General features: G+C 39.8%; 18 protein-coding genes. 9 read left to right on the plus strand and 9 right to left on the minus strand.

The features are described from left to right. Positions 1–22: 22 nt before the first annotated feature. Positions 23–2,428, plus strand: a complete 2,406-nt coding sequence (locus B9A52_RS12465; protein WP_084120773.1) for an ABC transporter permease — start codon at positions 23–25, stop codon at positions 2,426–2,428. 104 nt (positions 2,429–2,532) lie between these two features. On the opposite strand, the gene B9A52_RS12470 is transcribed toward B9A52_RS12465, so the two are convergent. Further along, entirely contained in the window at positions 2,533–3,702 is a 1,170-nt protein-coding gene (locus tag B9A52_RS12470; RefSeq protein WP_084120774.1) for an FG-GAP repeat domain-containing protein, read from the minus strand. 185 nt (positions 3,703–3,887) lie between these two features. On the opposite strand from B9A52_RS12470, the gene B9A52_RS12475 reads away from it, so the two are divergent. The 4 genes from B9A52_RS12475 to B9A52_RS12490 all read left to right on the plus strand — a co-directional run bounded on the left by B9A52_RS12475 (position 3,888) and on the right by B9A52_RS12490 (position 7,398). Then, complete coding sequence (locus B9A52_RS12475; protein ID WP_084120775.1) at positions 3,888–4,934, plus strand: linear amide C-N hydrolase; 1,047 nt, start codon at positions 3,888–3,890, stop codon at positions 4,932–4,934. A gap of 98 nt (positions 4,935–5,032) precedes the next feature. Then, a complete protein-coding gene (locus B9A52_RS12480; protein WP_084120776.1) occupies positions 5,033–5,257 on the plus strand; it encodes a hypothetical protein in 225 nt (74 codons plus the stop codon). After that, positions 5,254–5,550, plus strand: a complete 297-nt coding sequence (locus B9A52_RS12485; protein WP_231955603.1) for a type II toxin-antitoxin system RelE/ParE family toxin — start codon at positions 5,254–5,256, stop codon at positions 5,548–5,550. Before B9A52_RS12480 ends, B9A52_RS12485 begins: the two co-directional genes overlap by 4 nt. A gap of 132 nt (positions 5,551–5,682) precedes the next feature. Then, a complete protein-coding gene (locus B9A52_RS12490; RefSeq protein WP_084120778.1) occupies positions 5,683–7,398 on the plus strand; it encodes an FAD-dependent oxidoreductase in 1,716 nt (571 codons plus the stop codon). A 266-nt stretch (positions 7,399–7,664) separates the two neighbouring features. Here the strand turns inward: B9A52_RS12490 and B9A52_RS12495 are convergent, their stop codons facing one another. The 7 genes from B9A52_RS12495 to B9A52_RS12525 form a co-directional block, all read right to left on the minus strand. Further along, a complete protein-coding gene (locus B9A52_RS12495) occupies positions 7,665–10,085 on the minus strand; it encodes an ABC transporter permease (RefSeq protein ID WP_084120779.1) in 2,421 nt (806 codons plus the stop codon). A gap of 234 nt (positions 10,086–10,319) precedes the next feature. After that, on the minus strand, positions 10,320–10,787 hold the full coding sequence (locus B9A52_RS12500) for a YybH family protein (RefSeq protein ID WP_172805205.1): 468 nt from the start codon (positions 10,785–10,787) through the stop codon (positions 10,320–10,322). A gap of 63 nt (positions 10,788–10,850) precedes the next feature. Then, the gene (locus B9A52_RS12505) at positions 10,851–11,846 is read right to left on the minus strand and encodes a bestrophin family protein (protein WP_084120781.1); all 996 of its coding nucleotides are present in this window, start codon (positions 11,844–11,846) and stop codon (positions 10,851–10,853) included. Positions 11,847–11,935: 89 nt separating this feature from the next. After that, positions 11,936–12,769, minus strand: coding sequence for a hypothetical protein (locus B9A52_RS12510; RefSeq protein WP_084120782.1), 834 nt, complete (start codon positions 12,767–12,769; stop codon positions 11,936–11,938). A gap of 3 nt (positions 12,770–12,772) precedes the next feature. Continuing rightward, a complete protein-coding gene (locus tag B9A52_RS12515) occupies positions 12,773–13,723 on the minus strand; it encodes a Smr/MutS family protein (protein ID WP_084120783.1) in 951 nt (316 codons plus the stop codon). Further along, the gene (locus B9A52_RS12520) at positions 13,720–15,021 is read right to left on the minus strand and encodes a cryptochrome/photolyase family protein (RefSeq protein ID WP_084120784.1); all 1,302 of its coding nucleotides are present in this window, start codon (positions 15,019–15,021) and stop codon (positions 13,720–13,722) included. Before B9A52_RS12520 ends, B9A52_RS12515 begins: the two co-directional genes overlap by 4 nt. Before the next feature lie 47 nt (positions 15,022–15,068). After that, positions 15,069–19,655, minus strand: coding sequence for a translocation/assembly module TamB domain-containing protein (locus tag B9A52_RS12525; protein ID WP_084120785.1), 4,587 nt, complete (start codon positions 19,653–19,655; stop codon positions 15,069–15,071). Positions 19,656–19,697: 42 nt separating this feature from the next. Here B9A52_RS12525 and tsaD point away from each other — a divergent pair, with 42 nt between their 5' ends. The 4 genes from tsaD (at position 19,698) to B9A52_RS12545 (ending at position 24,439) form a co-directional block, all read left to right on the plus strand. Then, positions 19,698–20,702 carry a tRNA (adenosine(37)-N6)-threonylcarbamoyltransferase complex transferase subunit TsaD gene (gene tsaD / locus B9A52_RS12530; protein WP_084120786.1) on the plus strand — a complete coding sequence of 335 codons (1,005 nt, stop codon included), beginning with the start codon at positions 19,698–19,700 and terminating at the stop codon, positions 20,700–20,702. Between the two features lie 92 nt (positions 20,703–20,794). Further along, a complete protein-coding gene (smpB, locus tag B9A52_RS12535; RefSeq protein ID WP_084120787.1) occupies positions 20,795–21,262 on the plus strand; it encodes an SsrA-binding protein SmpB in 468 nt (155 codons plus the stop codon). A gap of 53 nt (positions 21,263–21,315) precedes the next feature. Then, entirely contained in the window at positions 21,316–21,825 is a 510-nt protein-coding gene (locus B9A52_RS12540) for an HNH endonuclease (RefSeq protein WP_084120788.1), read from the plus strand. A 115-nt stretch (positions 21,826–21,940) separates the two neighbouring features. Beyond that, positions 21,941–24,439 carry an ATP-binding protein gene (locus B9A52_RS12545; protein ID WP_084123502.1) on the plus strand — a complete coding sequence of 833 codons (2,499 nt, stop codon included), beginning with the start codon at positions 21,941–21,943 and terminating at the stop codon, positions 24,437–24,439. A 3-nt stretch (positions 24,440–24,442) separates the two neighbouring features. Here the strand turns inward: B9A52_RS12545 and B9A52_RS12550 are convergent, their stop codons facing one another. Beyond that, positions 24,443–25,789, minus strand: coding sequence for a sigma-54-dependent transcriptional regulator (locus B9A52_RS12550; protein WP_084120789.1), 1,347 nt, complete (start codon positions 25,787–25,789; stop codon positions 24,443–24,445). Positions 25,790–25,809: the final 20 nt, after the last annotated feature.

Consider the following 25,809-nt stretch of genomic DNA (forward strand, 5'->3'; position numbering starts at 1 on the left):
CAGCCACTACAACATTTCAAACATGCTAAAAAATTATTTCAAAATCGCATGGAGAAGTCTTTCCAAAAGGAGGCTTTTCACTTTTATCAACCTCACCGGTTTGGTCTTGGGCCTAAGTTCTTTCCTGTTGCTGTTTTCTTTTGTAGCATCTGAATGGACCTACAATGATTTTCATACCAACAAGGATAATATATACCGGCTTGTGGTGACGGATGGGGTAAATGAACCTGAGGTCTATCTTCCTCCAGGATATGCTGCAGTCTTGGAATCCCAATTTACCGACATCAAAACCGCCAACATTCTTGCCAGTCAGATCGCAGGTGGATTGGTCATCATCCCCGAAACCAAGGAATCTTTTAAGGAAGATTGGGTGATGTATGCAGATGGGGATTTTTTCAGGTCCTTTTCCTTTCCGGTCTCTAGCGGCAATGCTGACCTGACCCAGCCAAATACAGTGGTGATTTCATCCAAACTGGCTAAGAAGTTCTTTGGCAATGAAAACGGGATAGGTAAAACAATTCAGGTAAGCAACCAATTTGGAAAGTCAGATTATACAGTTACCGGGATTTTGGAGGACATTACCGTCCGATCGGATATCAAAGGGGAAATGTTCCTCTCCATCCATACTTTGGAAAATGCAGCCAACCGCAATGGAAACGATTGGGCAGATCCAAATGGAATGGATTCGGGTTTTGTCAACCTCTATGTCACTCTCAAAGATGGTTCAGACAATAAAGGCCTTGCCGATCAGATTAGCCAATTTATCCGACAAAATCCGGAGGCAAAAGACGAGACTGTCATCTTGCAGCCGCTTTCTGAGATCCACTTGGGCAATTCCCTGACAGACCCTTTACCAACCCAAGGCAGTATGGGAACTGTTTTGGTATTCGCAGCAATTGGCCTGATGATCGTAGGGATCGCTTATGTCAATTACCTTAACCTCTCTGCGGCAAACATCCTGACACGCATCAAGGAAATCCGGATGAGAAAAGTATTGGGCGCGGACAGTTGGCAGCTTGCGCAGCAGTTTATGATGGAGACTTTTATGCTTATGCTATTGGCTTTTGGTTTGTCCTTTTTGATCGTCAATCTCATCGAAGTACCCTATGAAAGGCTCTTCGGCCAACCACTTTGGTTTGGGGCCTTTTTCCAACCGGTATTTTGGTTGGTGATTACTGCTGTCCTATTGCTTTGCACCCTACTTTCAGGATTTTATGTGGTGGCCCTTTCGGGAAAATTTGGACATCAGTTTCAGATCACTTTCCAACCGAAAAGCAGCCAAACCCTCAAGAAAACCTTGGTTATCCTGCAATTTGCGATTTCAGTGACCATCATCATCGGGACCATCGCCATCCGTGACCAACTCAGCTTTATGCAAAACCAAAACCTGGGAATGGACCTCGCGCAGAAGCTTGTGATAGACGGGCCGAGTGACTTGGGTGAAAACGGTGCTTCCAAAGTTTCCGCCTTCAAGTCTTCACTCAGGTCTCAGGCTTTTGTAGAGAAATTGAGTACTTCCAATGCCTTGCCCGGAATCGGGTATAATTTCTTCGCAAGTGGGATTACCCCGATGGTGCCACGGCCCGAGGACAAGGACAAATCCTATGGCATGATGATTATGGATGAGGAATTTATTGACACCTATGGCATGAAATTGGTGGCTGGAAGGAATTTTTCCCCGGAGGAAGCCAATCAGGGATGGAGCCAATCCAAGAAACTGATGCTCAATGAAAATGCCGCTTTGGAATTTGGTTTTGAATCCGCAGAGGCAGCAGTGGGTCAAAGTATCCTTTGGGGAGAACCTTATGAAATTTTGGGTGTGGTCAAAGACTACCACCACATGTCGCTCAAAGAAGAGATCATGCCTATGATTTTTTTACCTTCTCAGGCAACGGGATATTTCAGTATGGTGGTCAGCAGCGATCAGATGAAAGGCAATCTTGAATCCATCAAGACGATCTATGAAGAGATTTTTCCAGGTAATCCCTTTGCCTATTTCTTTATAGATGAGCGGTATGCCACCCAATACCAACAGGAACAGCAATTGGGACAGGCTTTTTTGGTAGGAGGGATCATCGCGATCCTGATATCCTGTATGGGATTATTTGCTTTGGCGGCGTATACCGTGCAGCAGAAATCCAAGGAAATTGGGATTCGCAAAGTACTCGGAGCTAGCAGCCAAAGCCTTATCCAATTGGTCAGCAAGGATTTTGTAATCTTGGTGGGGATTGCTTTGGTGTTGGCCTTTCCGATTTCTTGGTGGGCGCTTGGTGCATGGCAGTCAGGGTTTCCTTACAAGGCAGGAATTTCTATTTCCACCTTTCTATTGGCGGGAGGTCTGACGCTGTTGATTGCTTTGTTGACTGTCGGTTCACAAGCCCTAAAGGCAGCTTGGGCCAATCCGGTGGATTCGATTAAGGATGAATAGGTAATTTAATTATTGGGCAATCGAAAAAACCAATTCCATCTGTGGATATCTGAGCAATCTGTGAGAAATAATTTTACTCAAAGCACCTCCACGATCTTTCGCTTTCAATTAGACTTATTCCAATAAATCCTCAGGTTATTGGTGGACCTTCCTGAAGCAATGATATCGGGTTTTCCATCCCCATCGAGATCGGCTATCTGCAGGTCCTCACAGGCCATCCCGTTTTTGTCCAGCCAGTATTCCTCAAAATCTGCGAAAGAACCTTTTTTTGGTGTATATATTTTGATTCCAATGTCTCCATCAATGTTTGGAACTCGCCAACCGGCTACAACCTGTTGGACACCATTTCCCAAAAAATCGCCCCATCCAATCGCATGACCGTCTTTCAATGAGGCATCCAATTCTATCCTTGTTGGATGATCATTGTTGATTTCCTTTGTTTCATAAACTGCGACCATATTTCCATGCATGGGTTCTACAGTCGCCAAAGCTTTGTTGCCGCTTGGTAAATGCTGCAATCTCAGTTCCCCGACTGCATTATCTTTCACCAAGCGCTCCACCTTTGATTGGTTAGTCCATTTCCCTTCCCTGAAAGAAAATATTTTTACGCCTTCCCGTCCTCCGACCAAAATCGATTCTCCTGAACCATCCTCCAATTCAACAATATCCAGGTTATGGGTGAGGTGCATGGAAGCATCTATCAGCTGGGTAGTCCAAGCTTGGGTTGGATCACCGGGAGGTTGGTAAGCCAAAACCTTTACGCCGGCACCTTGCCCCATCTTATTGCCTCGTCCATGAAGGGGGAGGACTATCAGTTGGTAATTGTTGTCAGCTGTTTTTGCCCAACGCATGCGGTGGACTGTAGGTTCATGGTGGAGTTGGACCGGAGTCCATTTTTGGGTTGGGTCATCGGGGCGGATCAGGTAATGCACTGAACCGGATTTTTCGGGATCTGAAGTTTCACCCGGATTCCATTGGGCCCCGACAGCGACTTCTACTCTGCCATTTCCATTGATGTCCCTTGCCGCGATGCAGACATTATCAAATTCGGTCAGGTTCTCCACCATCACAAATCTCTTCCAGTCCCCATTTCTGTACCAGACAATTTCTGTTTTGTCCACCAGCAGGATATCCGGTTTCCCGTCACCATCAACATCTCCTATGGCCAAACCATAGCCTATGGCTACATCGGAGTCGATTTCCTGTATTTCGAATTTGGGTTCGGTTGGGCTGTAAGCCGAAAGGAGGTAGAGTAAGAAGAGTAGTTGATTCATCTGTTGGAAATTTGGGGCAGAATAAAGATAAGGAAAAAATGGGATAGGTGCGGGTGAGAACAATAATTCAATGGAATTGAAAATTAGGGATTCATATTGTATTCAATCATTGAATTATTTAAATTTAGTTTTTTGAACAAAAAATTATTTAATTTATTAATGATTACATTATAATAAACTTATTTATGAAATTTCTGAAATTGATTTTAACCAGTCTGTTTATTCTATCTTTCCTTTATCCAACCACAGTAACCAATGCCTGCACCCGCGTAGTCTATCAGGGACCAAATGGCAATATCATTACGGCCAGGTCTATGGATTGGAAGGATGAGATTCCTGCAGATATTTGGTTATTTCCTCGAGGTATGAACAGAAATGGTGCCGTGGGCCCAAATTCCGTTACTTGGAGATCGAAATATGGAAGTGTCGTTACAAGTGCATTTGATATCAGTAGTACCGATGGTATGAATGAAAAGGGCTTGGTGGCCAATTTGCTTTGGTTGGCCGAATCAACTTACCCTGAATATGATGGTAAAGGAAAAGGGCTTTCCATAGCGGCTTGGGTCCAGTATATGTTGGATAATTTTGCCACGGTCGCTGAAGCAGTAGATGCTATGAGAAACAGGGATTTTGAAGTTGTGTCGGCCAATATTCCGGGAACAGCAAGGTTGGCGACATTGCATTTGTCCATTTCAGATGCCAATGGCGATAATGCCATATTTGAATATGTGGATGGGAAAATGTTGATTCATCATGATAGGTCATACAATGTCATGACCAACTCACCTGTTTTCGATCAACAGTTGGCCTTGAATGCTTATTGGAAGTCCATTGGAGGTCTGCACATGCTTCCGGGAACCAATAGGGCTGCAGACCGATTTGCACGGGCCTCTTTTTATATTCATGCCATTCCTCAAACCGACGATATGCGGATTTCGGTGGCTTCGGTTTTTTCGGTGATCAGAAATTGTTCCGTTCCTTTTGGGATTTCCTCCGAGGAAGAACCTAATATTTCTTCCACAAGGTGGAGGTCTGTATCGGATCAAAAAAACCTGGTCTACTATTTCGAAACAGTATTGACACCCAATACTTTTTGGGTGGATATCAGCAAGGTGGATTTTTCCGAAAAGGCAACAGTCAAAAAGTTGAGTGTTTCCAACCATGAGACTTATGCAGGGAATACCAATAAGCTGTTTAAGACAGCAAAGGCATTTGAATTTGCCGGGATTTGAATTCTTGGAGGATGAAAGAATTTTTTGGTTTTGTTTTCAGTCGGATAAATATTTAAATTGAGTCTCGGATTTTATTTTAATTCAAAAAATATAGAAACATGAATATAGTTGAATTACAATTGAAACTACATCAGGCCATAGATTCTATAACTGATAGGTCAACCTTAGAGGTGCTCAATAAATTATTGAGTTCAGATAAAGGGCCTTTTGCGAAAATGTCTCTTAAAGAGTACAATGATGCGATAGAAAAAAGCCTTCAACAAATAAAAGAAGGAGAATTTGTATCAGTTGAAGATTTGGAAAAAGAATCAGATATTTGGTGAAAGCGAAAAAAGTTATTTGGTCAAAAAAGGCCGTAGAATCCTTGAAGTATTATCACGATTTCATAAAAAAAGATTCCCCTAGCGCTGCTATCAAAGTCAAACAAGAGATTATTAATGCTAGTAAGAGTTTAGCAACTGATCCAGAGAAATACCAGTTAGATGAGTTTATTCCAAATAATCCTGGAAATATCAGGAGATTTTTTAGATGGAGTTACAGAATTGTATATCAAGTCAATTTTAACTCTATTGATATTTTGAACGTGATCCATACAAGCCAAGAACCTGAAAAGTAAATCACAATTTTATTCTGTTCGATTTTTTGAATAATTGAATTCTATGCTGATCGATAACTTCGTTTAAAATTTTCAATAAGTACCTTTTCATAATCTATTTTTTATAATTTAGCCTTATCCAAAATTTGACACATGAAAAGAAGAAACTTCCTGTTCGGTTTGGCATTGGGTTCGGGTGCCTTGGCCATATCTCCATTTCAGCAACTATCTGCAAAAGACGGGTTGTCCCGAAAAGTTTCTGTCTCCGAAAACAACAGAAGCTTTCAAGCTGATGTCATAATTGCCGGCGGGGGTCTTGGTGGCTGTGCATCTGCTTTGGCAGCTTTACGGAATGGACTTTCTGTGGTGATGACCGAAGAGACAGATTGGATTGGCGGACAGATTACCCAACAGGGTGTGCCACCTGATGAACACCCTTGGATTGAGACACACGGGGCACCTGAATCTTACAGGTATTTTAGAACTGCTGTCCGGGAATACTATAAAAACAATTATCCATTGACGGAAGAGGCTGCTTCCAAGGAATTTTTGAATCCGGGAGATGGGTCGGTTTCACGGCTTTGCCACGAACCGAAAGTTGCTTTGGCGGTTTTGCATGCCATGCTTGCCCCTTTTGAAAGTACTGGGAAATTGGTGCTACTGCTCAACCATCAAGTAAAATCAGCAGATTATCAAGGGAACAGGGTCAAATCCTTAACAGCAAAATCCCTGCTTTCCGGTAAAGAAGTGTTGCTAACGGCACCCTATTTTGTTGATGCTACGGAACTTGGGGACCTATTGCCTTTGACCAAAACAGCTTATGTCACCGGAACAGAGTCGAAAGCTGAAACAGGTGAACTCCATGCCCCCGTAAAAGGAAATCCTGAAAATAACCAATCTTTTACAGTTTGTTTTGCCATGGATTATGTCAAAGGAGAGGAATGGACCATTCCGAAACCTGCGGATTATGATTTTTGGAAAAATTATGTTCCTGATCTAACTCCGCCTTGGCCGGGCAAAATGTTGGCCATGCACTATTCCAATCCACAGACTTTACAGCCCAAATCCTTGGGATTTCACCCCGAGGGCTTTCCCACCGGTGACCTGTTGAATCTTTGGCTTTACCGCAGGATTTTGAATAAGAACAATTTCACTCCAGGACTCTATTCAGGTGATATCAGCTTGGTCAATTGGCCCCAGAATGATTATATCCCCGGCAACATCGTGGATGTCAGTGAAGCAGAATTTCAAAAGCATTTCAATGGCGGAAAACAATTGAGTTTATCCTTTCTGTATTGGTTGCAGACAGAGGTGGAAAGACCTGATGGAGGCAAAGGTTGGAAGGGGCTTCGGCTTAGAAATGATGTGATGGGTACCGAGGATGGAATGGCCAAATATCCTTATGTCAGGGAATCAAGAAGGATAAAAGCTCTTTTCACTGTTTTGGAAGAACATGTGGGCAAAGAGCAAAGGGCTTCGGTTTCAGGATTGTCCGGGGATGAACTGAAAGCAGCTACTTTTGATGACAGTGTCGGCATCGGTTATTACCATATCGATTTGCACCCCAGTTCCAGAGGAGATAACTACATTGATTTTCCATCGCTTCCCTTTCAGATTCCATTAGGTGCCTTGATTCCCCAAAACATGGAAAACCTGCTTCCTGCCAACAAAAACATCGGCACAACCCATATCACCAATGGTTGCTACAGATTACATCCCGTGGAATGGAGTATAGGCGAAGCAGTCGGCATGTTGGTGCCTTTTGCAATAGCCAAAAATGTTACCCCAAAAACCGTAAGAGAGGATAAAACGCTTTTAAGGGAATTTCAGGCAATGGTTAGGAGTCAGGGAGTGGAGACGGAATGGTAGTCCCCCCAGACCTTTGAGGTTTTTTTTTAACCTCGAAGGTCTTTTTAGAGCCGAGATGCGAGAAGCGAGAGACTAGGACAAAGACCCAAGAGCCAAGACAGAGAAGTGAGTGTTAAGCACTGAATTTACTTTACACTTTTTTCTATTATTAGAGATTCATCACTTCGCTGGAGGATTAGATTAAAAAACTCAGACCTTCTCGGAGCTCGTTCTGAATGAGGACGCACTTTTTAACATCGGTCATCGGTCATCTGACTTCCCACCCCTCAATCATTCCTCAAATAGTCCACCGGATTACTGGATGCAGTTTTGAAAGATTGATAGCTAACTGTCAGCCAGGCAATAACGATGGAGATCAATCCGGCTCCCAATATCATCAGGATATCAATCTTAATCCTATAGGCAAAATTCTTAAGCCAGAAGTTATTCATGATGTAATAACTCAGTGGCCCTGCTATGATAAAGGAAAGTAGAACGAGTAGGGTAAAGTCCTTACTTAAAATAGTTACTAAATTGGCTAATGACGCTCCCAGCGCCTTCCTTATACTGATTTCTTTAGACCTTTGTTCGGTTGTATAAGCAGCCAATCCAAACAATCCCAAACAAGCAATGCCGATTGCCAAAATGGTAAAAACCAATATGATATTACCCATTTTTTGTTCAGACTTAAAGAGGGAGTTAAAGTTTGCGTCAATAAAAGAATACTCGAAGGCGTTTCCATTGCTATGTTTTTTCCATATGGTTTCCAATAAAGCAATTTTTTCAGCCACATTTCCAGGAGTCATTTTGATGGCCATTTCATAATTGGGTTCTGAGCCCAAAGACATGATCAATGGCCTTACGGTATGATGAAGGGACTCAAAGTTAAAATCTCCGATGACCCCTATAACTGTTTTTTCCACAGGCTCCTCATTATTTCCCCAGAAACCAGCCACTCTTTGCCCTCCATCTATTTCTGTCCATCCCATTTGTCTGAAAGCAGTTTCATTCAAAATAATAGCTGCCGAATCACTGATGAAATCCCTGGAAAAAAACCTTCCCTGAACCATTTTGTAACCCATGGCATCCAAATGTTCGTGGTCCACAAAGTTAAGGTTACATAAAAAATCCTGGCCTGTGTCAGAGGTTTTGAACACACTGTTCCAATCAATGTTTGGGGGTAGGGAGTTAGCAAAACTTGCAGGTCCAAATTCAGCATATGACATAACCTCATTTTTGAATGCTTTGGCATTTTGTCCCAAAGACATGGTGTGCAGTAAGTTGATGACATTTTCCTTCTCGAATCCCAAATTTTTGTCCTGCATATATTTTAGTTGTTTATAAACTACCATACTGCTGATAATCAGGGAAATGGAAACAAGGAATTGAAAAATTACAAGACCGTTTCTAAAGGAGGATCTTTTGGCAGCATTTCTGATTTTACCCTTCAATACATGGGCAGGATTGAAGGAAGTCAGGTAAAATGCAGGATAGGAGCCTGCCAAAACGCCTATAAGAACAGCAAAAATCATCAATCCTATGGGGACCAACGGATTTAGGAAGATCCATAGATCAAGGCTTTTCCCGGAAAGGTTATTGAATGGCCTCAATAGAATCAAAATCAGGATTGTTGCAATGAATGTGGAAATCAGACTATAAAGAATAGATTCAGATAAAAACTGACCTACAAGTTTGGAGCGGAGGGCCCCCACCGACTTTCTCACACCTACCTCTTTGGCACGGTTGGCAGATCTGGCAGTGGAAAGGTTCATGAAATTGATACAGGCTATAATAATAATAAATAAGGCAACCGCACCGAAAATATAAAGATACTGGATATTACCTGTAGGTTTGATTTCATCCTGAAGGTTGGACTTGAGGTGAATGTCCAACATGGGCTGCAGGAAGAATCCGGCGCTGTTTCCTGCGGCTTTGAACTGCTCCATGGAAATTCCGAGAAACTTCTCTATTTCCAAACCAAAATATTTGGTGATAAAGATATCCAAAGCTTCCTGGACTTTGTTGGCATCAGCCCCGGGATGAATCTTAAAATAGGTATACAAATTAGAACTTGACCATTGTTCATTTTTCATGTAGTCCCAACTTTCCCCCGAAAGGATCATATCAAAGTCCAGATGGGAATTATGGGGAGGGTCTGCCACAACACCTGTCACTTCACTTGCTCTTTTTTCAGACCCGCGCAATATAATTTTGCCTAAAGGATTTTCTTCTCCAAAGTACTTTTTAGCTCCTGATTCAGTGATTATTAACTTATCCGGCCCTACCAAGGCCGTTTTTGGATCTCCTTGAAGCAATTCAAATGTAAAAAAATCAAAGAAGTTGGGATCAGCAACCATCATCTTATCTTCTGTAAAAGTTTTGTCCTCATACTGCATGGGCATAGTTCTGAAAATCCCAAAGCGGATAGCATCTTCAACTTCCGGAACTTCCTCCATCAAAGCCCGGGACATTGGCGCTGGCGTCATGGCTACTTCAAACGCATTGTCCTGCATCTTGCCCTGCATATAAACCCTGAAAATGTATTCTCCATCCTTTTGGAACTTGTCATAACTGAGTTCATCGATGATATATATGCTAATAAGAATACTGGCAGCTATGCCGAGACTCAATCCCAGAATATTGATGGCCGAGTAGCCCTTTTGTCGGACCATGATGCGCCACGCGGTAAGAAAATAATTTTTGAGCATGTTCTTATTGGATTTTCAAGAATATTTCAAGAGAAGTGCCAATAAAAAAAATGCCTTAAAACTCTGTTTTCAGGGTTTTATAACAAAACAGATGAACGAATTTGAACAATTTTGTAGCAATGGTGGACATATAAAAAGCTTTTCTTAACAAAACATTAAGGGTGATCACATCTTTTGACCCAATATTTGAATGGCATTTTAGAAGCCCATGTTAGGGAACTCTTTAAAAATGGTTTAATCGTTACTATTCCAAATATCATAAGTGGTCTTCCAGGTGCCATCCGACTGCCTTTCCAGAATATTTAGATATTTGGATTCAGAATAGATTTTTTCACCACCTGATTTGGGCGTGAGCCAAACTTTGGCAAAACCTCTTCCATAAGCCAAATCACCATCGACTTTGACATCTTCATAGCCACTTTCCAACGCTGTTTCAAATTCATCAAAAATAGACTGATAGTATTCCTCAATGGCTTTTTGACCTCTTTTGGTAGGAAAATCAGGTGCCATCAAATAGGCATCATCAGTAAAATGTTTTGCGATTCCGGCGGCATTTCCTTCATTGAATGCTTTTGCCCTTTCTGCGGAAATTGAAGTGATAGTATTCACATCTGAATTTACTTCCATCTTTTTGTTTTGATCGCAGCTAATTATAAAAGTCAAAATTATCAGTACTGAAAAGAAGTTGAGATAAAATTTCATGGAATTGAGGTTTTTTTTGAACGAAATCGAATGTCTTATTAGGTCATAAATCATCAGTTTCAATTACATTAAAAATCCATTTTCCTCAGGGTAGGGGCCAGGAATATCTTTATCCTCGAGCATTTCCCTCAAATCAATTTCTATAGATCGGGCTATCGAGGAAATGGGGACATCGTTATAGGCCGCTTCAAAAGGATTTTCAGAATAATCACCGATTCTGTCCATGAGGAAAAAAATCCAGATAATCAGACCTGAAAAAGGAATGGTAAGCCAAACATGCAATACTTTGGAAGACTCAAAAATATTCAATAAACCAAATGGAATCAGGGCACAGAACACATAATTCATCCATAAAGCTGTAGAGGCATACTGTCTGGGTAAAGGGAAATTTTTAATCCTTTCACACATTCCCTGATTGTCAAAAAATCTACTGATGAACTGATGTAGCCAAACATGCTTATAATCAGAAATAAGTCCTTTAGCCTTCAATTCCTGGATCACCTCTGTTTGTTTTTTCAAGATATGGGTAGGGATATTTGTTTTTTTTATGTAATAATCCCATTCATCCTGACTGATAAACAACTCCAAATCATCTTTTAATTCATTGGTATAATTGTCTCTGAAAGTAGGAGTAAACACAAGCTTGAGCGGATCTTCATCGTGTTCCCATGATTTTTTTTTGCGCAATAAATATTTAAGGGCATGCAACCAGGCTAGATGTCGGTATATGATGCTTTTCTTGAGTTTTTTGACTTCATCTGTATTTTCACCTTCCAACAAAGTCAAAATTGCCGTAGTGAAACTCCTGCTGTCATTGAAGATGGCGCCCCAGATTTTTCTCGCCTCCCAAGTTCTATCGTATGAACTGTTGTTTTTGAAACCCAGATAAAAGGCCACTGCTATACCGATGACACTGATTGGTTCCCAAGGCAGAGTGATTTCCAAACCGGTAATCTCATAGAAGATGATGATAAGTGTTGAATACAGCAGTCCGTTGATCAGGGATTTTCTTGACCACCTTAATGTCATCCAAAAACTGTAGTGTCTTTTTGCATACATGTCAAACAGGGTTATATTATTTATTCCTTAATCCTAAAATACTTTAGACTGAAGTATATCAAAAGATTTGGCTTCTCATTTTCCTTTAATCATTCCAAAATCCGTTCAAAGAGAAACTTACATTTCTGAACAACATTTTGGGTATGGGATTTTTTCTTTAGCTGTAGTTGTGACAATAAGTCGAGATATTTTTTAGGGATACTTTCCTTGTCTGTGAGGAAGAAAGTCAGGTGTTGGATGAAAAGGTGATTTTGGTACCAATCAAACAATGCCAATCTTAAAGTGCCCATATGCTGATGTACGTCGGGAACAAAAATCGAATTGAAACCGGATTCTATTCTCAAATTTTCCAATGCAATGATTACCCGGAGGCCTTCATAGATATCTTTTAAGGCTTTGCTGTCAAGATTTGTTTTCTGTTCCAGATTGAAATATTCAAGTTCCTCATTGATGATTTGAGTGGTGGCTGTATTGATCATCAAGGGTTTGAGACCTTTGCTGAAGTTGAAAGCATCTTCATATAGTTTTTCCCAAATGTGAAAAGGTGTTCCGACGATAAGATCATAAGCTTCTGCATAAAGCTTTTTTTTGTCGCTTTCCAATGATTTCAGGTAAGTACTGAAAACCATATTATTTTGGATTTTCAGTGATTCTACCTGAGACAAAACCATTTTAAGGTGTTTGACTTTTTTCAGTTTTTTAAAAATATCCTTAAAAGGAGAAAAAAGCTTAAACTTCAATTTATCCTCTTCAAAATGTATCCGCGACAATAAATCAATGTATATCTCCAGAAAAATTAATTTTTCTTCTAATTCAATGGCTTTTTTTCCCTTGAATTCCTTACCCAAGGAAGAAAAATGGATTTTAGCTTTTTCAAATTGTTGCTGGAATAATCCAAAAATTGGAGATATTTTACCTTGCATTTCTCAGGAGATTCTTACCAATGTTGCGCCGTATCCAAAACGGCTTTTTTGTGTGTCCTGAAAATACTTAATATTTCCCAATTGACTCAAATACTTGTGGATTTCTTTTCTGAGTACTCCATTGCCTATGCCATGAATAAAACTGATTTCGTCCATTCCGGAGGCTATGGCACTGTTGAGATTTTTTTCAAAAGTTTCCAATTGAAGCCGCAACATTTCACTATTGCTCATCAAATCGTATTTATCTGTTAATTGCTCAATGTGAAGGTCTATTTCCTTAGGAGGCTTTTTGAACTGTAATTGGGCAGCTTCATTTTTGGGATTCAAGTCCTCATTCAACTGCCTGATATCGATCTCTTTTGCCTGTTCCGATATTCTAAATACATATCCGCTCTTATCCAAAACCGGTGCAATACCTTTACTTTTGAAAAATGCCGTTGCTTTGAATTTCAGCCGCCTTTCAAAAGACGGCTGTGTTTTTTCAATTTTGGCATGTATAGGGAAGAATTGGAGCAATAAAACAGGCCAATCCTCAAAATCCTGGATCGATTTTTCACCCAGTTTTTTTCCTGTTTTGGCCAATAATTTATCGGCATGGATAGTTTTGCTATTTTCCCCATAAACTTCGGAAACGATAACCATATAATCCCTGCCGGTATTATTGCTGAGGTAAATACTATGGTCTTTGTCATTGATGGGAAGGTATGCCAAAAACAAGCCTTCCTCTTTGGCGCTTTTTGGGGTAAGTCTGCTGTCAATTTTATCTGCTTCGGGAGATTTTTCCCCTCCAAAGTATTGCTTTTCTGTGGCGGAAATTACGACTACCTCATTTCTCATAGCAGGGATGTGAAAACCATCCTCTATTTCCACTTCCACTCTGCCACCTTTTGAAATCTTGGTGATGACTCCTTCTTCATTGCCATGCAGCAATCTCACTCTGTCTCCAATATTCATGTATTCAATGCGCTTTTATATGTTTCCAATGCCCTTTCCCGGGCAAATTTATGATCAACCATTGGTTTGGGGTAGCTGTCTGTTCCGTATTCGGGAACCCATTTTTTAATATATTTATATTCTTTGTCAAATTTTTCGGTTTGGGATTGAGGATTGAAAACCCTGAAATAAGGTTGGGCATCTGTACCTGTTCCCGCTGCCCACTGCCAACCACCATTGTTCGAAGATAGTTCGAAATCAAGCAATTTCTTAGCAAAATATGCTTCCCCCCATCTCCAATCAATCAAGAGGTGTTTTGTGAGAAAACTTGCCACAATCATTCTTACCCTATTGTGCATAAATCCCGTAGCATTCAGCTCCCTCATACCGGCATCCACAATAGGATATCCCGTCATGCCTTCACACCATTTTTGAAAATCTTCTTCTGAATTTCTCCAAGGAATTCGGTCATATTGAGGTTTAAATGCCTTGTGTACTACTTCAGGATTATGGTAAAGGATCATCATATAAAATTCCCGCCAGATCAGTTCATTGAGATAAGTGCTGTTTAAGTCTGCGGCTTCAAGGGCCAGCTTGCGAACGCTGATTGTCCCAAATCTCAAGTGAATTCCCAACCTAGTAGTACCTTTTAATGAAGGGAAATTTCTGTTGGTATCGTATTTTTGTATCAGAGGTTTATTAATCTCCAATGGTGGGATTTCTATTTCGGTCTTTTCAAAGCCCATATCCTCTAGACTTGGAATGGGAAGGGGCGGAGTTTGATAAAAATTGTTTTTCTTTTTGTCCAGAATTAATAACTGAGGGGGTGTATTTTTAAATTTCTCCAGCCATACACGGCTGTAAGGGGTAAATACCTTGTAAAACTCACCGCTGCCACTGACCACTTCTTCTTTTTCAAAAATAACCTGATCTTTAAAATCCAAAAATTGAATCCCTCTGTCCTTTAAATGATTTTTAATGGCCTCATCTCTATCCCGCGCATAAGGTTCATAATCACGATTGGTATATACATTCTGAATATCATATTCTTCACACAATCCCCGAAAAATCTCTAAAGGTTTACCGTATTTGACTAAAACGGAACTCCCATATCCTTCAAGCTTAGAGCTGATATTTTTTATTTGGGTATGAATGAAAGATACCCGGGCATCCTTTTTGTCTTCCAGTTCATCAAGTATGTTCCTGTCAAAAATAAAGAGTGGCAATACATTTTTTTCCTGCATATTGGCATAATACAGCCCTGTATTGTCTTCTAGCCTCAGGTCCCTTCTGAACCAAAATAAACTGATTTTTTCCATATTCTTATGTGTTACTCTTTATGTAATGAACAGGAATAGGAATTGTTTCAATCCTCATCTTCTTTTCGCAGGTTTTTTGTCGGTGGATCCATTTGGTAATCCAATGGGCTGACTCTTTTGTCCAGATTGTCCAGAGGAATTGGTTTCCAATCCTCTTTTTCCTCAAACTCATACCTCAAAAAATCATCAGTGTCGTTGATCCGGAGTTTTTCATTCTCTTTATTTCTTATCTTGTCCCAAAGTTCACTGAAGGAGTTAAAGGCAAGATTTTGTGAAACAGAAACCCCATAGGTCGCCACATTTCTTGCAAGAGAAAGAGAGGTGAATGTATTGAAATTATTACGGTTGTAAATCCTCATCCTATACCTGCCATCATCTGTAAAGAGGTATTCGGCCTGCCAGTCTCCTGCAATACTGTTCAGGTCCGCATTTCCCTGTAAATCCGTAAATCCGCCATCACGACTTACTCTCAATCTGCCATCCAAAAAAGTATAGGCAACTCTGAGTTGAAATGTTTCGAGCGTATTTTGATCCAGATTGGCAAGGTCAATATCCACTTCAAGATTCTGGTCTACTTGTGCTATAAAACTGTTTAATTGGGAAGAAAGGAGCTGACTGAGGTTGGAAGTAGCTATACTGCTGACTCCACTGAACTGTCCCTCAGGCGAGAAAGACCGCATCATGATGACCGAGAAAACCTGTCTGTTTTTTTCCTGTTCGTCATTGGCTATCCTGTTTTGGAAAGCGGATATATATGTTTGGATGTTCCCTTCAGTGGGAAATTCAGCGAAGTCGAAATTGAAAGTGATGGTAGGAGAAAGAATTTTTCCTTTTAGGTCCATATTGACTTTAAGCGGCCATCTTCTTCTCATTTGAGGATCTTCTATCCCGGCAGACTGATTGGATTGCAGGTTTTGTAAAGAAACGCTTTCCTGATAATAGGCACGGATATCCATCTCTCCTTCATAAGGATCTCCGTACCAGGAAATCCTTCCACCCGGTTGGACTATGAATTCCCTTCTGATGATATTGTAAAGCGAAAAATTATATTTGGCTTCGGTGATTTCATAATTTCCCAACATGGAAAAATTCCCCTGGGTATCAATATTCATTGCCAAAACCCCTCTACCACGACCCTGTATATTTTCACCTGTTCTAGGATCAATTTGTATTTCGGTATAGGCGTCGGGAGTAATGTCAAAAGTGAAATTCATCCTAAGGTTGCGGATGGCAAGTTTTTCCACTGTCTCCTGCAATACCTTCACCTGTAGGGTGTCTCTTATATCGATAATATTGATGTAATCTTCCTGAGCTTGGACGCTCGAAGTGCCCAATGGGATATAGATCCGGGTGTTTGGTTGGGAAGTTGCCCTGGCGGTAATGTCCAGGTTGTTTGCAGCACCGAAGATATTGAGCGTCCCAGTGACATAGGCAGTGCCATAAAATGTCTCATTGTCTCTACTGCTGGTATTGAGTGCCTGAAAATTTTCCAGATTTGAACTGATATCCAGGATAAAGTCCGAGAAATAATCATGCGATATTCCGCCACGCATTCTTGCCCTGTTTCCGTTTACATCCAATACTATCAGTTCTCTGAAACTGATTTCATTAGGATCAAACACAATATTCCCATCAACTGTATAAGAGGTATTGAGATAATTCACCAGTAACTTGCCGCCTGTCAACTTCCCAGTTCCTATAACCACAGGATATTTCAAAGTGCCCTCGATAATCAGGTCTCCACTTACAGTTCCGCCCATCTGGGTGATATAATCAGATAGGAAGGGTTCCAATACAGAAAGGTCGGCTTCATTCAATTTTGTATTCAGGGCCAATTCGTCATCTCTGCTCAAATAACCATTCAGTGAAATCACTTTTTTACCTTGCCTGATATTATTCAATTCAATGTTGATCAGCTTATTCTGAAAAAAAGTAGCGGCTTCAATATCGCCAATCAGGAAATTATTGATAAAAAGATCCTTGATATTAAGCTGCCCGTTGACCCCAAGGGTTTCATAGAATCCAGTCAGCCCAAAATTCCCGTCAGCGGTTCCTTTAAATTCCTTCAGACTGAGTGTATTGAAAAAATCCAGATTGACATTATTGATTTCCAGTCCCAGAACATCTTGTGGATCGGGACTTATCATCCCATTCAGTGAAATAAATTGATCCTGATTGAATAATTTGATATTGTCAAAAAGGAATGAATTCTTGGAGATATAGATATTGTTTTCAGGAGCAAAATTCCAGGTTTTATCCAGTATCTTTAATTCCGATGGTTCAAAAATAATGGTGGTATGATCCGGATACAGGGTGATTTCGTTTTTGATTCTCACATAACTTCCTGTTTCAAGCTGATCCTGGCCATAAGAGAAGTCTATGTTGGATTCATCCCAAATAGCCTCAATGGCGAGATTATTAAATGTCAGGCCGGAATTTAAAATTTGTTTTTTTGAAAAAATATAGAAAGACGCAAGCACGTCATCTGAAAAATTAAGCTTGGAGGTATTGAAATCGAGATTGGTGTTGAACAGAAAATTCCCATCATAAAAAACAGTATCAATACTTGAGAAAAAATTGAGTACCGCATTTTCTGAGGTTTGATAAAAAGCCCCTTCAATCAAAATGTTCTTAGAGATGGACATCCTTGGTTCAAGCAGCGTAATGATGGGATTGATGTCAATAAAATTCATGTTGATATCAATACTGTATGGTTCAAGTTCGCCTGTTCTTGAGTAAGATTTTTTTTCACCTGAATTGGTAAGGATGGCAAGATATTCCTGACTTAGATTCTGAACATCACTCAGAAGTTGGTCTACTTTGAAATTACCCGAAATACCGGCAACCAGTAAATCGGAATTAAAAGAAATGAGGCGGGAATCATCCGTGAATAAAGATTGGAAAAAGAAGTTGTCCACAAAAAGATTCCTTCCTTCATAGCTTACTTTCACATCTCTGAAGCGGGCTATACCTTCAATGTCGTCCAAGGTTACCCCTTTGGTATCCATTTCGATATTGCCACTGATAAAAACATTTTTTTCCAATAAGTTTAATTCCATCAGGTATGCAGTGTCCAATTTTACATCCAGACGGATAGAATCCTTACCATCTCTGACATCAAGCACCCCTTCGGCAGATGCCCTTAAGTTGGGGTCATTGACGACTATTTTACCTCTGAACAAATCCTTTCCATAGGTTGCATCTGTTTGGATATTGGTATAGTTATATCCATTTACTCCCGCACTTTTGATATTGGCATCTATTTCTAAGAGCGCGGTTTTCAATTGCAGACCTGTGCCATTTACCTGTCCGGTCATGGTCACTTTCTGAAATCTCTCCCTGTCTTCAAGAATTATTCCAAGGTCAAGATTTTTAGTTTCGAGTCTTCCCCTAAAGGTGGGTTGGCCATCATTGGATTTATAACTCAGTCTACCGATAACATCTCCTATACCTGTTCTAAAATTGCCATTTGCAGTAAAGAAATGGAGGTATCCGGAAAAATCTGAATCAAATCTGATATCCCTGAATTTCTGGATTTCTCTCCTTGCCTCTTCGCTGATATATGGAATGAGATCCGCACTGTTCAGTACCGAATTCATCAAAGACATTTCAAAAAAAGTATTGTCAATATCAGGCAATCCCATAATATTGAATTTCCCAAACAAGGCACTACGTTTGCCAAACCTTATCAGCAACTCATCTGAAGCAAGTTCATTGACTGTCCCTTCGATGCGACCACTGAGAACAATTCTATCTTCAATTTTCGGGTACTTATCTGCAAAATATCTAAGATCCTGTATATCAAGTACAGATTCATCAAGCTCGGCAAGAATGGTTACTTCTTCATTGAAATTGGAAAGGGATTCGGTCGAACTATAACTGAATCGCAGGTAATTTTTGATTTCAGTTTTATTGGTTCGAAGAAACAAATCGTCAAACTCCATAAATGTGTTGGAATAGGTGAAGTTTGTTTTCAGCTGTTGAAAAACAAGTCCTGAGGTGGATTCATTTCCCCTAAGGTAATTTACTTTCATGCCTATTTCCGTTCCATCGGAGTAGAAATCATCCACATCTGCCACCAAATCCTTAAACCTGAGATTGTTATAATCAAAACCTTCTGTGACAGGGATTGCTTTATAATTGATGATGTCAAGAGAAGTTTTTTTGAAATAAATATTTGTGATGTTAAATTTCCCTGATTTGGAGTCGGGATCTTTTTTTGCGGGAAGGAGTTTATTGATTCTGCTGAAAAACTCAGATATGTTCAAATAATCTTCATTTTCATGAAAAAGTAAATGAAGCTGACCGTTTTCCATTTTTATTTGGTCAAGGGCAGGGTTGTCTCTGTCAAAGAGTCCCCCGATGGAAAAGTCTATATACACTTCCTCCAGATCAACCATCAGACTATCGTATTGGTCATAGATTATGACATCTGAAAGACTGATGGCATCCCACCATCTTATTTTTACTTTTGAAATGCTGGTCTGAAAACCTGTGTTTTTGGAAATATATCCGGTTATCCCCTTACTGACCTGAGTTTGGATATAAGGAATTTGAAGAGCGGCGGCAACCAAGAAAATCCCAAACAAAAGGAAAAGGAACAACTTGAAGATCACCCTTAAGGCTTTCAGCATTTTTTCCGTAACTTTCGGGTTCTTTTTCAAGGAATAAGTGAAATGAAGATAAATATTCTGGCCATTGAATCATCCTGTGATGAAACCTCGGCAGCGGTAATTTCTGATGGCAAAATACTTAATAATATCATCGCCACGCAATCTGTACACGAAAAATATGGCGGCGTAGTTCCTGAACTTGCATCGCGCGCGCATCAGTTGCATTTGATTCCTGTTATCCATGAGGCTATACAGTCCTCCGGTATTGATAAAAGCCAATTATCAGCTGTTGCATTTACCAAAGGACCGGGATTGATGGGATCTTTGTTGGTGGGTGTTTCTTTTGCAAAGTCATTTGCCTATGCTTTGGGCATTCCCTTGATTGAGATCAACCATATGCAGGCGCATATTCTGGCGCATTTTATTGACGATCCAAAACCTAAATTTCCATTTATATGTCTTACCGTAAGCGGCGGACATACCCAACTGGTTTTGGTGGAAGATTATCTGACCATGAAGGTTATCGGGGAGACCATGGACGATGCTGTGGGCGAAGCATTTGATAAAAGCGCCAAATTATTGGGACTTCCCTATCCCGGTGGACCATTGATCGATAAATATGCAAAGGAAGGAAATCCCAAAGCATTTGCATTTCCTGTTTCCGATATGCCTGGACTGAATTTTTCTTTCAGTGGTATAAAAACCGCGGTCCTTTATTTCCTTAGGGATAGACTTAAAGAAGATCCTGAATTTATAACTAAGAATCTAAACGATATTTGTGCGTCTGTGCAATATACCCTGATCAAGATGTTGATGCAAAAATTGAAAAGGGCTGCAAAAGAATATCAAATCAACGAAATTGCCATTGCCGGAGGTGTTTCGGCCAATTTCGGTTTGAGAAATGAACTCCAATTGGTCGCTGATATTGAGAGATGGAACATATACATTCCAAAATTTGAATACTGTACGGATAATGCAGCTATGATTGCGATGGCCGCACATTTCAAATATCTGAACAAAGAATTTTCAGGATTGGATGTAGTACCGGAGGCAAGAATGAAGTTGTGAGAAATGGGTTTGAAGGTGGGACTTGGAGGATAAATAGGGTTTGGGGAATTAGGTTTGAAGGAGTAAAATCTTAAAAAAGCATTAAAGAAATCATGGCAATAAAAAAAAATAAATTTGATAAGATCATCAATATCCGGAACAAAAAGGCTAGCCATGAATTTGAGTTTGTGGATACTTTTGTAGCCGGATTGATGCTTACGGGAACTGAAATCAAATCTATCCGTGAAGGGAAAGTTTCCCTTACAGAAGCTTACTGTTACTTCAGAAGAGGGGAGTTATTTATCAAACAGATGCATATTGCTCCCTATTCTATGGCTGCCAGTTACAACCATGATGCTGTCAGGGAAAGAAAGCTCTTGCTAAACAAAAAAGAACTCGATAAATTGGAAACCAAGTTTTCAGAAAAAGGACTTTCCATTATTCCGGTCCGAATCTTCATTAATGATAAAGGTTTGGCAAAAATTGAGATAGCATTGGCGAAGGGTAAAAAATTGCATGATAAAAGACAGGATATCAAAGAGAAAGATGTGAAAAGAGAACTTGACAGGATGAAATTCTGAAACAATAATTTTGAACAGCAGGTTTTCTGTTCGGAGAGTTTAATGAATGAATTATGGATAAACGTGTTTTGGTATTGAATTTGGACCATAGCCCGGTAGCAGTAGTTACTGTCCAAAAGGCGCTCGTTTTGACTTTTATGGATAAAGTTAGCTGTCTTAGTTTTTATGAAAAACTTACTATCAGGACAGTTGACAAAAGTTTCAGATATCCTGCAGTAATCCGTCTCAATAATTACAAAAATATTCCCTACAAAGGGGTGCTGCTCAACAGGGCCAATTTATTTAAAAGAGATAAGAATCAGTGTCAGTATTGTGGTTCAAGCAAACATCTTACTATAGATCACGTCATTCCACGCTCCAAAGGAGGAAAAACCAATTGGAACAATTTGATCACTGCCTGTCACCGTTGTAATGTCGTTAAAGGAGACAAAACCCCCGAACAAGTTGGGATGAGGCTGAATTCAGAACCCTTTAGGCCAACATTGGGTTTTTTTCTGGCAGGTTATGCCGAACTTCATGCGGAAGAGTGGATGCCATTTTTGGAAGCAAGAACAGTATACTAAAAACCTTACACCTGATTTCCTGATTTTTTCAAATGCCCTCCCGATACTTTTGGGAATGGTTATTGTATTTACAACTTTATTGTTCCAATTATAAATGCAGGTAAACCAAGGGAAAATGGGAAATAAAGTCATTATTGGATTTATTCTGACAGCTTTTCTGGTAATTGGAGTCAGTCTGATTACTTACTTCAGCATCCGGAACCTATTGGATACTGTAGAAAGCCTTTCTAAACCCAACGAAAAACTACGTCAACTCAATGGTCTGATGGCTGATGTCTATCTCTTGGATATGTCCAAAACCGAAAGAACTTCAGATAAAGATTCTGTTTTGGAAGAAACTTTGAGAAGCGTGGAAAAGAGGCTTGAATGGTTAAAATTAAATTCATCCGATTCATCTGAAATAGAGAGTTTTGAAAATACCAGTCTAAATATCAGTGAATTGATGGTAGTATTTGCAGGACTTGAAGAGACGAGATATAATGTTGTCAACAGAAATTTCAGTGAAGAAGCTTTAAAAAACATAGAAAGGAAAATAAAAAGGCAGCAGGAGCTCAGTGAGATGAAGTTTCTGGGAAAAGTCAGAAATAAGGATCTATTTCCTGTTATTCCTTCTGAAATTCAACTTGAAAATGTACCCTCAGCGAATGGAGAAAACAGATTTTTTCCCAGAAAACAGGGGGAAATAGAGCGCTTTTTGTTGGAGATAGAAAGGGATTTTGATGAAATGAAAAACTTGGATTCCGTTTCTGAAACACTTAATTCTGAGTCGGCATTACTGGATCTCCGTAATTTAGTAGCCCATATGTCTAAAGATGAACAAAAAATGCAGGAGAATTTTGTTCAACTTGAAAGTCGGCTTTTGAATAAGAACAAAGAAGTTTTTGCTCAGATACAGGAGCTGATTTCAAATATGCAACGCGACCTGTTGATAGATTACAAAAATCAAAATCAGTCCGCTTATGATCTTACCTATACAGTTTCTATAATTTTGGCTCTTCTGGTCTTTTTTGGACTTATGGGTTCACTGGGTTTTGTTTACAGTATTTTGAATGAGGTCAAAAAGGCGGATACCTATAGGAAAAAACTGCTGGAAGCAAAAAGGCATTCCGATAACCTTGCAAAAGCCAAGCAGGACTTTTTGTCCAATATGAGTCATGAAATCAGGAATCCACTCCATGCTATTCAAGGTTTTCAAAAGGAACTCGCAAGATCTGAGATTTCCGCTGAGCAAAAAGAGTATGTTGAAATGATAGCTTTTGCATCGGATACCTTGGTAGAGATTGTCAATGATATTCTTGATTTCTCGAAATTGGAGGCCGGGAAAATAAAAATTGAAAATAAACCTTTTGATCCTTCCAGACTTTTTTCTTCAATAAAAAACATTTTTGCTGTACAAGCTGAAAAGAAGAAGCTTTATTTTAAGTGGGATTTAGATTTTCCTGAAAGAAAATGGATGGTGGGAGATCAGCTAAGGATCAATCAGATTTTAAGTAATGTTTTGAGCAATGCACTGAAGTTTACCCAAGAAGGCGGCATAAAAGTGAATATTGGTTTAGTGAATCCACAAATTCTCCAAATAATTGTGAAAGATTCAGGAACAGGAATGACTCAGGAAGTCCGCGACAATATTTTTCAGAAATTCACACAAGGTGATACTTCCATAACCAGGAAATTTGGTGGAACAGGATTGGGCCTTTCCATTACCAAAAAATTACTTGATTTGCTGGGGGGCAATATCAGGGTGGAGAGTGCATTGGAATCGGGAACTTCCATTTTTATCGAAATTCCGCTGGAATTGACCGATGCAGTACAAGCGTCTCAAGGAAATCAATTTGATAATGCTTATCCCCTCAAAGGCCTAAAAATACTATTGATTGAGGACGATCCAATAGGACTTAAGTTGGTCAAATTGCTTTTAGAAACAAATGGAGCGGTTGTTGATGCATACGAAGGAGGACTTGTGTTCAAAAATCAATTTCGATCAAATGATTTTGATTTGGCGATTGTTGACATTCAAATGCCGGAAGTAAGTGGATTGGAAGTTCTGGAGATTTTGCGTGCTGATAAAAATGGGAAGTCATTTCCTGTCATCGCCATAACGGCCAATGTTTTTGCTGAGGAAAAAAATCAAATTTCTAACCTTGGATTCGACGGTTTATTGTTGAAACCTTTTGATGGAGCTCAAATTATTTCCAAAATCAAAGAATTAATTGGAGTCCAAAATTTTAATCCCAAATTTGATTTTCACCATGATGATTCAAGAAATGGCCCGGCTTTGTATGATTTAAGAAGTCTTCAAAGTTTCTGCATGGGTGATGAAGAAATGCTGGCAACAGTGCTTCAGGAAATCATTCAATTGTCTCATGCGGATCTATCAGAAATCAGGTTGTGTTTACCATCCGGGAATTTTCAAAGGATCAAAGAAATCACTCATCAACTTTCCAGTCGGTTGGGACAGATCAATCTATTGGTGGTTACCCAAATCAAGGATATTGAGGTGGCCATAAAAGAGAACAAACTTTTTGAACTGGAAAAAGAAATTATTACCATGATCAAAAAAACAGAATTTATTTTGGAGAAAATAATAATGGATACACAGGCTGCAGTTCATTAAGGTTTACGAAATACCATATTTCTCCATTTTACTGTATAGTGTTTTTCTGTCCATCCCCAGTATTTTGGAGGCTTTTGATTTATTGTAATTGACTTCCTCCAGCGTCCTGATAATCAAATCTCTTTCATGTTGCATCAGTGATTTTTTAAAATTTCCTTCAGGATTATTGGTAGGGGTTTCGATTTTCTGTGAAAAAATTTCCTCAGGGAGCACATCTTTACCTATCCAATCCGATTGGGTAAGTAAAACAGCCCTACGGATAATATTTTTCAGTTCGCGGAGATTTCCAGGCCAAGAATAAGTAAGGAAAATTTTCTCTACCTCGGGTTTGAATCCTTGGACTGCTTTGCCAAGCTTCAGATTGCTTTTGGTCAGGAAATGATGAGCAAAGTGGAGTAAATCACTGCCTCTTTCTCTCAAAGGCAATGCTGTAATCGAAAATTCATTCAATCTATGGTACAGGTCCTCCCTGAAATTCCCTTCTTTTACTTGGTTGATCAGGTCGTCATTGGTTGCTGCAAGTATCCGTACGTCTATTGGTATTTCCTGATTACTCCCGATTTTCCGGATGGTTCTTTCCTGTATTGCTCTCAACAATTTGATCTGTACTTCATAACTCAGGTTGCCCACTTCATCCAGAAAGATTGTCCCGCCTTTCGCCATTTCAAAATGCCCGGATTTTGTTTCTACTGCACCCGTGAAAGCACCTTTGATATGTCCGAACAGTTCACTGCCGGCCAAATCTTTTGATAAAGCCCCACAGTCCACTGCTACAAAAGGTCCTGACTTCCTTTTTGAGAGATTATGGATTCTTTTTGAAATATACTCTTTACCTGTCCCGGTCTCTCCCAAAACGATAACGCTCAACTCGGTAGGCGATACCAGTTTAATATATTCCTCCAGTTTCACTGAAGGTTCACTTTTTCCTGTAATGTAATCCTCATCAGCAAAAGGTGTTTCAGATTTTTGGGAATTCGTATTTGGACTTATCGGGGCAGAGAAGGTTTCTTTTACGGTTAAAAGCAGTTCATCAGGATTGATGGGTTTGGTGATATACTCCACTGCGCCCATTTTCATGGCTTTTACGGCGGTTCTTATATCAGAATAATTGGTGATTAAGATCACCGGTATAGGGATTGGCAGACTCATGGCATAGCTGAGTATATTCAATCCGGTACCATCCGGAAGTCTGAAATCCGTAATGATCAATTCTGTACTATGGGATTTTAAAAGAGTGATGGCTTCCGAAACCTTAGCTGAGGTAGATACTTCAAATCCATTCTTTTCCAGAAAATTTTTGATTATTCTGGAATAGCTGACATCATCTTCAATCAATAAAATCTTACCCATGCCTCCACAAAAATTTTGAC

Source organism: Aquiflexum balticum DSM 16537 (assembly GCF_900176595.1).
GTDB classification, from domain to species: domain Bacteria; phylum Bacteroidota; class Bacteroidia; order Cytophagales; family Cyclobacteriaceae; genus Aquiflexum; species Aquiflexum balticum.